At 41.0% G+C, this 12,500-nt stretch carries 9 protein-coding genes; 5 read left to right on the top strand and 4 right to left on the bottom strand.

Annotation, left to right across the window (positions count from 1 at the left end; translation table 11 throughout):
* The 3 genes from QNN06_RS15420 to QNN06_RS15430 all read right to left on the bottom strand — a co-directional run bounded on the left by QNN06_RS15420 (window position 1) and on the right by QNN06_RS15430 (window position 3,753).
* Window positions 1-1,335 carry an MFS transporter gene (locus tag QNN06_RS15420; RefSeq protein ID WP_217034769.1) on the bottom strand — a complete coding sequence of 445 codons (1,335 nt, stop codon included), beginning with the start codon at window positions 1,333-1,335 and terminating at the stop codon, window positions 1-3.
* A 143-nt stretch (window positions 1,336-1,478) separates the two neighbouring features.
* A complete protein-coding gene (gene hydA / locus QNN06_RS15425; RefSeq protein WP_213115522.1) occupies window positions 1,479-2,885 on the bottom strand; it encodes a dihydropyrimidinase in 1,407 nt (468 codons plus the stop codon).
* Between the two features lie 187 nt (window positions 2,886-3,072).
* On the bottom strand, window positions 3,073-3,753 hold the full coding sequence (locus QNN06_RS15430; RefSeq protein ID WP_213115521.1) for a GntR family transcriptional regulator: 681 nt from the start codon (window positions 3,751-3,753) through the stop codon (window positions 3,073-3,075).
* 322 nt (window positions 3,754-4,075) lie between these two features.
* Between QNN06_RS15430 and QNN06_RS15435 the strand changes: the two genes are divergently transcribed.
* The 3 genes from QNN06_RS15435 to QNN06_RS15445 all read left to right on the top strand — a co-directional run bounded on the left by QNN06_RS15435 (window position 4,076) and on the right by QNN06_RS15445 (window position 8,091).
* Window positions 4,076-5,464, top strand: coding sequence for a TldD/PmbA family protein (locus tag QNN06_RS15435; RefSeq protein WP_284037854.1), 1,389 nt, complete (start codon window positions 4,076-4,078; stop codon window positions 5,462-5,464).
* A 3-nt stretch (window positions 5,465-5,467) separates the two neighbouring features.
* Window positions 5,468-6,811 (top strand): TldD/PmbA family protein, encoded by a 1,344-nt coding sequence (locus QNN06_RS15440; RefSeq protein ID WP_213115519.1) that lies wholly within the window; start codon window positions 5,468-5,470, stop codon window positions 6,809-6,811.
* Window positions 6,812-6,954: 143 nt separating this feature from the next.
* Window positions 6,955-8,091 (top strand): SLC13 family permease, encoded by a 1,137-nt coding sequence (locus QNN06_RS15445; RefSeq protein WP_217034775.1) that lies wholly within the window; start codon window positions 6,955-6,957, stop codon window positions 8,089-8,091.
* Window positions 8,092-8,138: 47 nt separating this feature from the next.
* Here the strand turns inward: QNN06_RS15445 and QNN06_RS15450 are convergent, their stop codons facing one another.
* Window positions 8,139-8,678: an NADPH-dependent FMN reductase gene (locus tag QNN06_RS15450; protein ID WP_213115518.1), complete on the bottom strand. Its 540-nt coding sequence runs from the start codon at window positions 8,676-8,678 to the stop codon at window positions 8,139-8,141.
* A gap of 1,274 nt (window positions 8,679-9,952) precedes the next feature.
* On the opposite strand from QNN06_RS15450, the gene QNN06_RS15455 reads away from it, so the two are divergent.
* Both QNN06_RS15455 and pabB read left to right on the top strand, forming a co-directional pair.
* Window positions 9,953-10,534: an anthranilate synthase component II gene (locus QNN06_RS15455; RefSeq protein ID WP_213115517.1), complete on the top strand. Its 582-nt coding sequence runs from the start codon at window positions 9,953-9,955 to the stop codon at window positions 10,532-10,534.
* On the top strand, window positions 10,524-12,266 hold the full coding sequence (gene pabB / locus QNN06_RS15460; protein ID WP_217034777.1) for an aminodeoxychorismate synthase component I: 1,743 nt from the start codon (window positions 10,524-10,526) through the stop codon (window positions 12,264-12,266). Before QNN06_RS15455 ends, pabB begins: the two co-directional genes overlap by 11 nt.
* The last annotated feature ends 234 nt before the right edge of the window (window positions 12,267-12,500 follow it).

The raw sequence follows: 12,500 nt of genomic DNA on the forward strand, positions 1-12,500 counted from the left end.
TTAATTGACTGTGCCAATTTTCTTATTGTAGTTAATTAAGCTAGATACGGTTGCCAAGAGAATTCCGGCAAAGACGAACACCATAAGGGCTAAGAAATAGGAACCTGTTGTCGATACAATAATACCGATATAAATAGGTGTGATGACACCGGCAATATTCCCGGCAAAATTCATACATCCGCCGACAGTTCCGACATGCTCGCGCTGTGAAATGGCTGCAGGAACACTCCAATATAAGCCGCCCCAGCGCAGAAAGAATAGTGCAAAGGAAAGTGTCGTAATCGCCATGGTTACGGAAGTTGACTTAGATAAAAGGAAAATTGAGATCGCAGTCATAATACCGGCGATGGACAGCATGGTTCGCATAACGGTATTGTCATTGCCGCCCTTTTCGCGCCATTTATCCGTAATCAATCCGCCGATAATTTCACCAATAAACCCAGCACCAAAAATAATTAAAATCGATCCGCCAATCGCTTTAATGTCAAGGTTTTGTGTTTGTGCCAGATAAGATGGCCCCCAAGTCATCAGCCCATAGAAAACGGTATTAAACGAAAACCAGCCAAGGCACATGCACCAGAAATTCCTTGCGGCTAAGTAGTCCTTTGGACCTATTTTTAGACCAGTGGCATTACGCTTGTGCTCTTCATATTCTTCTTCAAGTGCTTTTCTGATATATTCGCGCTCTGCTTCATTGACTTTTGGGTTGGCATTAGGTCCGCCTTTGATAACCCTCCAGACAAGATAGGCAACAACGATAGTCAAAATACCTGCGCCGATCAATGCACCTCGCCAGCCGCCAAACCAGGCCATAAAGGCAACAATAATCGGTCCTCCTACAGCTGTTCCAAGTGGTGCACCACTATCAATGATGGTAGCGCCGCGGCCCCGTTCGCTTTTGCTCAGCCAAATTGCCTGCAATTTTGACGATCCTGGCATTACCGGTGCTTCTGTAATTCCCAATAACACACGGAGCGTCATCAACATTTTTGGTCCATTAATAAATCCTGTTAAGGTTTGGACAATTCCCCAGCTTAGCGCTGCACCATAGACCACTTTATCCGGACGAATTTTATCCGAAAGCCACCCAGAAGGTATTTGCATAAGGGCATAACCCCAGAAGAAAGAACTTAAGATTACTCCTACAAGAGCTGGATCCAATGCTAGATCCTTTTGAATAGCAGGCATGGCAATCGATAAAACTGCCCGGTCCACATAGTTAATCGTGACAAGCGCAAGTAGCATAATAAACACGCGCCAGCGTACATTCGTTGGTTTGGCAGCGAGTGCCGCATTTGGATTTTTTGAAGCTTTAAGACCAGTTCCACCTTGCATAAAAATCCCCCTTTAATAGATTTCATTGATTTTCCACAAAAAACGAAACCAATGGACGATGTGTTGTGCGTCTATCGAATTACTTGTCAGCCCTCACCTCCTTTCATATTCGATAACACATCTTAGGGGGTTATTAATAAGTTTTATATCGCTGATACTGTTGAATGAACTTTTGAAACCTTATTTCTGAACAGAAACTTTCCACGGCCTTGTTCCCCAATGACATATCCGTCGCGGACAATTTCCTCGCCACGTGACAGCACCCGAGTAATGGTACCCTTGATTTCCATACCTTCGTAAAGATTGTAATCAACATTTTGATATTGTTTTTTATGAGTAATGACCCTTGAAGCATTTGGATTAAATAGGACAAGATCAGCATCGAAACCAATTCCGATACTTCCTTTTTTCGGATAGAGGCCAAATGTTTTGGCAGGCCCAGTGGAGATGACCTCGACAAATTTTTGGAGTGATATTCTTCCCTCATTAACTCCGAAATGATAAACGATGGAGAAAATATCCTCGAGTCCAGGTACACCATTAGGAATCTTTGCAAAATTGTCCCTGCCTAAAGTCTTCTGTCCTTCGAAAAGGAATGGGCAATGGTCCGACCCTACCGTTGAAATTAAGCCAGAGGCAATCCCCTTCCACAGAAGGTCCTGGTTCCATTTTTCACGAAGCGGCGGAGAACAGACATATTTTCCACTTTCAAAATCTGGCAGTTCTAAATAGCTTTCATCAAGAACAAGGTAATGAGGGCATGTTTCCGCGGTTACTTGCACCCCGCGTTTTTTTGCCTCTGCAACTTTTTGAAGTGCATCAGCACAGCTTACATGAACGATGTAAATTGGAGCATTGGCTGCTTCTGCGATGGCAAGCGCTCTTCCGGTTGCCTCTGATTCAGTAATCGGCGGTCTTGTGTAGGCATGATAGATAGGCTCGGTATTTCCTTTTGCAAGAGACTCCGCAATTAATTCATCAATAATATCGCCGTTTTCCGCATGGACATTTGTGATAATCCCTGCTTCCCCCGCTCTTTTCAAGATTTTATACATTTCACGGTCATTCACCATCAACTCGCCCTTGTAGGCCATAAATAGTTTAATAGAAGTAATACCTTCTTTATCTGCGAGGATCGGTAGTTCCTCCAGAACATGTTCGTTGTATTCGCTAATTATGGAGTGAAAACCGTAGTCGATTAGCGACGACTCACCTTTTTTCTTCCATTCTTGTAAATTATCAAGAAGTGTCTGGCCTTTTTTAGGATTGGTAAAATTAATGATGCTGGTAATCCCGCCTGCCGCTGCCGCTCTGGTTCCGCTTACAAAATCGTCAGCCGTTCCAGTGCTTTGGAATGGCCAGGCAAGATGAGTATGTACATCTATTCCTCCAGGAAACACATATTGCCCGCTTGCATCAATGACATTGGCATCTGGAGCTGCTGAATAATGGTTTGTAATTCCGGTAATGACCCCGTTCTCAATAAGGATATCTGCCTTATAAATGTCAGTAGCAGTTACAATGGTTCCATTTTGAATAATGGTTTTCAACTTGTCTTCAATCCTTTCGTGTGGATTTCTTTAAAATAATTATTTTGTGTCGCCTGTCGACAGTTCAAATCACCAAGTTCTGCAAGAAATCCTCTGGCGCCTAGAGCAATAAGGTCCAGAATCATCTGTAGTCTGTCGACAGTTTAAAATATGATGCATTTATCCTTGTGATGACCTTCTTATATTTCTATTCTTTAGTGTATCTAGTGAAAATTTCCTTCAGATGCTCCAAGTCGGTTTCGAGATGTTTGTTCATCATAAATGCTGCCTTGTCTTCATCTCTTCGTTTCATTTGCGCTAAAATATCCTGATGTTCGTTATACACAATCCATTCCCTATTCTCACCTTGAAAGTTTAGGGTTCTGAAATAGTGACTTAATGAGTGTAGATCTCTCAGCTGTTTCTTTAATCTTCTATTTTGGCTGTATTTAATGATTAATTCGTGAAAACGTCCATTTTCGGCAATCAAAGCCTGTCTGTTCCGCTCCCCTTCTACGTCCAAATATTGCTTCGAATCAATGACTGTTTTTTCGATATTCTGCAGTTCCTGGGCTGTGGCAAGCCTGGTTGTTAATCTAGCAGCCAATGACTCTAAGACCATCCGGCACTCGTAAATATCCACGATATCCTTCAAAGTTGGTTTATAGACAGTGATCCTTGACTTTTCATCAATGGCTAATAATCCCTCTTTTTCCAAAGCGCGGACCGCTTCCCTGACAGGACTTCTGCTGATATTTAAATCTCTGGCGATTCTCGCTTCATATATACTATCACCAGGTTTTAAGTCCCCTTGGACAATCATTTCTCTTAGCGTGTTATAGACTTGATCGTAATACCGGACCGGTTTTTCAATGGAAAATGAATCCATTTTTCCTCACCACCTTCTGTAGTCTGTCGACACTTAAAAATCTCTAAAACTAGCAATCTTTACTAAACATAGTTTTATTTGTTAATCATAATGTTATAATCCACAAAAATATAGTATCACGTTTAATTGGTAAATCCAATAACTATTATTAAAATTTTCCCAAAATTCCATCAGTTTTGTAAACAGATTTTTGTCGACAAAAAAATTGAAATAATTGTCGATAAAAAAACATTTTAAATGCGAAACCAAGACATGCCCTCTTCCGACTATTACATTGTAGTTTGATATTAATGTAGAAAAATAAAATACATAGGAGGTCATCATGCTAAGTCAATCATTAATTGAAGATGTACTAACAGCAGCTTTATCCACTGGCGGCGATTTTTCTGAGATCTTTGTAGAGGATCGGTTTACCAATAACATTACGTTAAGAAGCAGTAAAATTGAAACCGCCCTCTCCGGACGTGATTTTGGGGTTGGGATCCGTGTATTTAAGGGATTGCAAAGTGTCTATGCCTATACCACTGATTTCAGCAAGGACGGTCTGGTGAAGGCTGCGAAAAATGCGGCACAAGCCATTAAAGGAAACAGTGTCATTTCCCCTGCCCCATTTGTTCAAGAGGCGTACGGGACGCTCCACCCGATCCAAATGATGCCGCAAGAGGTCGTTAAATCTCGAAAAATTGCCGTCATGAAAAAGGCATCAGATACTTGCAAAAACTACCATTCTAGTATTTCTCAAGTCACTGTCCGCTTGATGGACGAAGAACAGAATGTTCTAATTGCCAATTCGGAAGGAAAATGGGCCGAAGACAAACGGGTCCGCTCAAGACTGGCCATCCAAGCCGTTGCTGTAAGCGGCAATAAAATGGAAACTGGATTTTACGGACCGGGTGCCCATAGCGGCTTTGAATTTATCGAAAACTTAAATCTCGATCATTATGCCAACGAAGCTGCCCGGATTGCCGTAACCATGCTCGATGCCAGCCCGTGCCCGAGCGGCAAATTCCCTGTGATTATTGATAATGAGTTTGGAGGGGTAATTTTTCATGAGGCCTGCGGACATGGCTTAGAGGCTACCGCCGTCGCGAAAAATAATTCTGTATTCGCCAATCGCATCGGGGAAAGAGTTGCTCCGGAAATCGTTACATACATTGATGATGGCACAATTCCAAATGAATGGGGATCCATTAACATCGACGATGAAGGTGAAAAGGCGCGAAAAAATGTGTTAATCGAAAATGGGATTTTAACAGGCTATTTAATTGATAAATTTAATTCACGCCGGATGGGAATGGAATCTACGGGTTCCGGCAGAAGGCAATCCTTCCGCTTTGCCCCTACCTCAAGGATGACGAATACGTATATCGCCCCAGGCAAATCAAGACCGGGAGAAATCATCGCGGCGACTGAGAATGGAATATATGCCAAGTACATGGGCGGCGGCCAGGTCAACCCAGCAACAGGGGATTACAACTTTGCCATCATGGAAGCATATGAAGTGAAAAATGGAAAAATAGGCAAGCCCTTAAAGGGTGCCACTTTAATTGGAAATGGCCCGAAAACCTTGCAGCTTGTCGATATGGTTGGCAACAATCTGGGGCATGGTGCGGGAATGTGCGGTTCCTTGAGCGGCAGTATCCCGGTGAACGTCGGCCAGCCAATGATTCGGGTAAGTGAAATCACTGTTGGCGGGACAAAGGGGGAATAAGAGATGAGGATTCAAGAATTTCAGGTGAAGCTATTTGAAGAAGCTGCCGCGATTGGCTTTTCAGATGTAGAAATATATTTTGAAAGGAAAGAAGTTTTTGGCTGCCAAATTTTTAAAGGCGTAATCGACCAATACGAAATCGCGGAAGACGGCGGTGTTTCTTTCCGTGGTATTATTGACGGGAAAATGGGTTACGCCTATACGGAAAAATTAGATGATGCCTCTATCCCCTTTCTATTAAAAAATGCAAAAGAAAATGCTGAGTTCATGCCTGACGAGGATGTGGAAGAAATTTTTGCGGGCAGCAGCTCTTATGAGGACCGGCACTTTTTTTCTACCGCCTTAAATGAGGTAACCATTCCGGAAAAGATTCAATTTATTAAAGACGTGGAACGTGAATTGCTGGCAATGGACCCGCGAATTGTGGCAACAGATTATTGTTTAATTCGTACTACATCGGTAACCAAAAGCCTTTCCAATAATAAAGGATTGTCCTTGAGTGATCAGATGAATTATTTGTATGTCATGGTGGAAGCGATTGTGAAAGATGGGGAGGAAACCAAGACATCCTTTGAATTTAAAGTAACGAAGGACTTCCAAAGTCTGGATGCCAAGGAGATAGCTAAAAGAGCAGCTGAGGAAGCCTTATCACAGTTGGGTTCGAGAAATATTACGAGTAAGGATTACCCTGTCCTGTTACGTAATGATGCAGCCGCCAGCCTGCTGGCTACTTTTTCCGATAATTTTTCGGCGGAAAACACTCAAGCGGGGTTATCTTCACTTAAAAATAAACTGGGTAAGCAAATAGCGAGTTCGATGGTAACAATCGTCGATGATCCATTCCTTGAAGAAGGGCTTGGCAGCAGGAATTTTGACAGTGAAGGAGTAGCAACGGAGAAACTTACCTTGGTGGAATCTGGGGTATTGCAATCCTTCCTCCATAATCTAAAAACAGCTAAAAAGGACCAAACGGTCACAACCGGCCATGCCCAGAAAGATTCCTATAAAGGTGCCGTCAAGGTTGGTCCTTCCAATCTTTATATTCTTCCTTTAGAATCATCTCTGGAAGAGTTGGTTTCTACGATGGCCGAAGGCGTGTTGATTACCAGTTTATCCGGCTTACATTCAGGTGCGAACCAAGTATCCGGTGACTTTTCTGTTGCCGCCAATGGATTTTATGTAAAGGACGGAAAGGTCCATTTTCCGGTCAATCTTATGACGATCGCGGGGAATTTCTATCAGCTTTTGACTGATGTGGAGAAAATAGGCTCCGACCTTACCTTCCCTCTCTCACCAATCGGGTCGCCGTCCCTGTTAATTAAGTCTTTATCCGTTACAGTAGAATAAAATGGAAAATTTTAATGGGGCTGACTCTAATCTTGGGGTCAGCCCCTCATTGCTTAATGGCTATAAAATTTAATTGACAGGAATCGGATTTAATCATAATGTTATCATTGTTGAAAAAATCCTACCCTTTTTGGTGATCTCTTGTGAAAGAATATGTTGTTGTTCAAAAACAGAAAAGACTAGGTTTGCCCGTTGCTTTTTTAAAACAAGACTTCGTATTCACGGTTTCACTTATATTAGCATTGGCAAGCTGCTTCCTACACCCTCCAAAGCTTGAATATATAAATCTCAAGGTTATCATTAGTTTATTTAACCTTATGGTGGTCATTAAGGCCTTCGAGGAACTGAAACTATTAGACAAATTCGCGATTTCAATTTTAAATAAATGCCATACTAGCAAAAAAGTATCAGCGATTCTCGTTTTTTTATGCTTCTTTTGCTCGATGTTCGTTACCAATGATGTAGCCTTAATAACCTTTGTACCGTTAACAATGATTATTAGCAAAAAGATGAAGATCAACATGATGGAAACGATTATCCTGCAAACTATCGCCGCCAATCTAGGCAGCAGCCTGACACCAATGGGAAATCCGCAGAACCTGTTCATCTTTACTTATTACGGAATTAAACCTTCACAGTTTTTCGGAACGATTTTTCTATTAGCTATTTTGGGAATTGTTTTACTTGGAATTCTATTGATGAGACTAAAAGGGAAAGAATTAAATGTTGTGTTTCCGGCTTCTACTTTAGAGGGAAGAAAAAAAGCGGTGGTTTGGGGAATTGTGTTTACCGTCATCATTGCCTCTATCTTTGGTGTGGTTAGTGACAAGCTTGCCTTATTCCTAACGTTAGCTGCAGTTTGTTTACTAGATATTCATTTATTGAGAAAAATAGATTATACCTTGTTAATTACGTTTATTTGCTTTTTTGTTTTCATCGGAAATATAGCGAATACCAGCATCGTAAACACGTTTGCAAGTGAAAGTCTTGACGGTTCACATTCTGTTTTCTTTACTTCGATTCTTTTAAGCCAATTCATCAGCAATGTTCCTGCCTCCCTCCTGCTGGCAAAATTCACGTCAGATTGGCAGCCGTTATTACTAGGCGTCAACATTGGGGGACTTGGCACGATTATTGCTTCACTGGCAAGTGTCATTTCATATAAACTATTCATTAGGGAGTTTCCAGAAGAAAATAAGAAATACTTAATAAAATTCAGCATTTATAATTTTGCGTTTCTAGCAGGAATAACCCTTATCCAGTATTTTATTGGTGTATAAACCAGCGCCGGGAGCCCTGCCCCCGGCGTTTTACAGTTTAAATGAGTTTATTCTTTAATGAAAGCGACGAATCTTTCGACGACATCATCGACGAATTTCAGAGTTGCTTCTTCTTTCAGAAGTCCTGTTTCTTCATCGAATTTCGTATGTGCCTGGCTGATAAGAATTTCGTTTCCTACAGGTGGTAATAGCTTTACCTGAAGTGCTGTTAAGATTTCACGTATTTGCAGTTGGGCGCGCAGTGTTCCTGCTATGCCCATTGTAGCACCGCCGGTCATAACCGGTTTTCCAATCAAGACTTTATCGACTCGGGACAGCCAATCAAGCGCATTTTTTAACACGCCAGGAATCGACCAGTTGAATTCAGGAGTAATAATAATAACACCGTCAGCTTCTTTAACCTTTCTCTTGAACTCCAATACAAGCTCAGAAGGATTAAATTCATCATCTTGGTTATAATGCGGAAGTTGTCCGATTTCAAGAATCTCTAATTCAATGTTTTGAACAAACCTCTCCTTAATCGTTTCTGCCAAACCCCTATTATAAGAATCTTTCCGTAAACTTCCCACAATTGCTACTAATTTCATTTTTGTCACACCTCTTTATGTAGTAATAAAAAACGTTTACTTAAAAGATTATAGGTATAAAAATTTTAACTTTCAACAAAGGTGCCTAACAGCAAAATCCATTACTCGAGGACTAATAGGACCAATTACTCATTTTAATATTTGATAACCCCTTTATTTTAAAAGAAAAACTTTCACCTTTTGGAAAAATATCTCTTAAAGTTAAGCAGAAAAAACAGGCCAAGTTTACTAATTACTCCATGTGATTGTATACTAATATTTGAATTTTGTTTATTATTTAGGTGGTTTTCGTAAACTTTGCAGTTTTAAATTGCAACCATGTTGGTGAATTTCTCTGATTCCTTGAGCACTTATTGGTTACCGTAGCGGTGGATTTTGCACAGTTTCGGGCACCAATACCCTTTATTGGCTACCGTACCGATGGATTTTGCACAGTTCTAGGCACCAATACGCTTTATTGATTACCGTAGCGGAAGATTTTGCTCGGTTTCGGGCACCAATACGCTTTATTGGTTACCGTACCGATAAATTTTGCACAGTTCCAGGCACCAATACGCTTTATTGGTTACCGTACCGATGGACTTGGCACAGTTTCGGGCACCAATACGCTTTATTGGTTACCGTACCGATGGACTTGGCACAGTTCCAGGCACCAATACGCTTTATTGGTTACCGTAGCGGAAGATTTTGCTCGGTTTCGGGCACCAATACCCTTTATTGGTTACCGTACCGATGAATTTTGCACAGTTCCAGGCACCAATACGCTTTATTGGTTACCGTACCGATGGACTTGGCACAGTTTCGGGCACCAATACGCTTTATTGATTACCGTAGCGGAAGATTTTGCTCGGTTTCGGGCACCAATACCCTTTATTGATTACCGTAGCGATAGATTTTGCTCGGTTTCGGGCACCAATACCCTTTATTGGTTACCGTACCAAGGGACTTGGCACAGTTTCGGGCGCCAATACGCTTTCTTGGTTACCGTACCGATGGATTTTGCACAGTTTCGGACACCAATACCCTTAATTGGTTACCGTACCGATGGATTTTGCACAGTTTCGGGCATCAATACCCTTAATTGGTTGCCAAACTGGTGATTTTACCAAGTGTTCGGTGTAGAAAGTCTTTTATTACCTTGTGCAAGTCTTCAAGCACATGGAAGTATAAGAGGAAATAAGTTATTTTTATCCTAAAGTAGTGCTTTAATATGGAAAAACAATTTCTTTTAGAAAAGGGACATTTTTTAAATCTAGGTGGTGTCATTAGTTACTGTGATTTTAGTTATCGACAACTATGATTCGTTCACGTTCAATTTAGTCCAATACATCCGTAATATCGGTGAAGAAGTAGTGGTGATTCGGAATGACCAGTTAACCTTGGAAACAATAGAAATCATGCAGCCTGATTTTATTTTGATTTCTCCCGGACCGGGAAATCCAGATACCGCTGGTCTATGTTTGGAAGTTGTAAAAAGATTTCATCGGGAAATACCTATATTGGGTGTCTGCCTTGGGCATCAGACCATTGCCCAAGCATTTGGCGGAAACGTTATTAAAGCTGCTAAACCAATGCATGGAAAAATTTCTTTCATCAAGCATGACAAGCGTGGTGTCTTCACAGGACTGCCTTCACCATTTCAAGTCACACGATATCATTCATTAATAGTCGAAAAATCCACCCTTCCCCCCTGCTTAGAGATTAGTGCTAGAAGTGAGGACGGGGAAATTATGGCCCTTCGCCATAAGGAATATAAAGTGGAAGGCGTTCAATTTCATCCAGAATCTATTTTAACGGAAAACGGAATGGACATGCTCCGAAATTTTTTTATAAAGGAAAAGACAAATGAAACATAAAGCACCTCTATTAACCTTCGAATTTGCCGATTCATCTGGGGAAATTAAGCCGCTTGCATTTCAAAATCCAATTGAGGTTATTGTGGCTCAGACAATTGCAGAGGTATTGCCAAGCTTTAAACGCCTTCAAGAATGGGTGGACAATGGCTATTATGCAGCGGGGTTTCTGTCATATGAAAGTGCGCCAGCCTTTGATTCGGCTTTTAAAGTTGTGGATGGCGGCAGCTATCCCCTGCTTTGGTTTGGTATTTTTCAAGAACCGATCTATCAACAGGTTAGCAGTAACGGCGACTATACACATACGGACTGGGTTCCGTCTGTTAATATGGATCAGTATTATCAAGCGATAGATTTCATTAAACAATCCATTGAATGCGGCGATACATACCAGACCAACTATACGATTAGGTTAAACTCACACATTCAAGGAGACGATCTTGCTTTTTTTGAAAAACTAAAAAAAGCTCAGTCATCGAATTATTGTGCTTACATTAATACTGGTGATCAGAGTATTTTATCAGCCTCTCCTGAATTGTTTTTTCACTGGAATGGCAGTCATATCACAACCCGGCCGATGAAAGGTACAATAAAAAGAGGAAAAACATTGGAGGAAGATAAAGCAAATTCGAACTGGCTTTTCGATTCGAAAAAAAACCGGGCAGAGAACCTGATGATTGTGGACCTATTGCGAAATGATTTAGGGATGATCGCCGAGCCGGGCACAGTTTCAGTTCCAAAGCTTTTTGAAATAGAACATTATCCGACCGTACATCAAATGACCTCAACGATAACGGCAGAGGTTGCTGATAATATCAAACTCGTTGATATATTTAAGGCCCTTTTTCCATGCGGGTCTATAACAGGCGCACCTAAGATTAGCACGATGAAAATCATTTCTGACTTGGAAACAGAACCGCGGGATGTTTATTGCGGTGCGATTGGATATATCACGCCGTACAAGGAAGCTATTTTTAATGTACCAATAAGAACCGTTTTGATTGATCATCTTTCAGAGAAGGCCACCTACGGTGTGGGTGGTGGAATCACTTGGGATTCTACCTCTTTTGGCGAGTATGAAGAAATTCTCACTAAAGCAAGTCTGCTTGAAGCGGACAGTCCGGAGTTTCAATTGTTAGAAAGTTTGTTATTGGAGGATGGCAGCTTCTTTTTATTGGATGAGCATATCCAACGCTTGAAAAATTCAGCGAAATACTTCGGTTTTCCGTTTGAGTTTAGTGGCATCAGAAGGACATTGAATGACTTTTCAATTAACCATAATACTGGTCAATTGAAAGTTCGTCTTCTCTTGGACCAGCAAGGCAAGTTTTCAATCGAAGGTAGTCCTATTAACCAAATGGATTCTGTCGTAAAGGTTACTCTTGCCGACAAACCAGTTAGCAAGGAACACCTATTTCTATATCATAAGACAACATATCGTGACATTTATACGCAATTCCAGAAGAAAAAACCGGGTGACATTTTCGATGTCATTCTTTGGAATGCAGATGAAGAATTGACGGAATTTACAAATGGGAACATCGTTTTGCAAATAGGCGGATTATTATGGACACCCTCCGTAAAAAGCGGACTATTAGCTGGTACTTTTCGTGATGTTCTTATAAAAAATGGTGAGATCCAAGAAAAAACACTCACGCTGGCAGATTTGTATAATAGCGAGAAAATCTGGTTTATTAACAGTGTCCGTAAATGGATGGAAGTACAATTAGTTTAACGCGTTTATGAGGAGGAGTGCACGTGCACCTCCCTCCTCTTTTTTAATCTCCCCATATAGTCCTCTACTCCATCTTACATTCATTAGCAGATTCTACTATTTCCATAATGTTTATATAATATTTTAAAATAGCAAATTTCTACAAAAAACTCTTTATTCGTAATAAAACCTAGCAAAATCAGTCGTTTGTTATCGAGAACATTTTATTTTCTGCTTTCTGTTAAAACTGTATTA

It is taken from the genome of Neobacillus sp. 114 (assembly GCF_030127045.1).
GTDB lineage: Bacteria > Bacillota > Bacilli > Bacillales > Cytobacillaceae > Neobacillus > Neobacillus rhizophilus.

Excerpts from the sequence above, each read along its gene's own strand:
- QNN06_RS15420 (WP_217034769.1), bottom strand. The coding sequence starts at position 1,335 with ATGCAAGGTGGAACTGGTCTTAAAGCTTCAAAAAATCCAAATGCGGCA.
- QNN06_RS15430 (WP_213115521.1), bottom strand. The coding sequence starts at position 3,753 with ATGGATTCATTTTCCATTGAAAAACCGGTCCGGTATTACGATCAAGTC.
- QNN06_RS15435 (WP_284037854.1), top strand. The coding sequence starts at position 4,076 with ATGCTAAGTCAATCATTAATTGAAGATGTACTAACAGCAGCTTTATCC.
- QNN06_RS15440 (WP_213115519.1), top strand. The coding sequence starts at position 5,468 with ATGAGGATTCAAGAATTTCAGGTGAAGCTATTTGAAGAAGCTGCCGCG.
- QNN06_RS15450 (WP_213115518.1), bottom strand. The coding sequence starts at position 8,678 with ATGAAATTAGTAGCAATTGTGGGAAGTTTACGGAAAGATTCTTATAAT.
- pabB (WP_217034777.1), top strand. The coding sequence starts at position 10,524 with ATGAAACATAAAGCACCTCTATTAACCTTCGAATTTGCCGATTCATCT.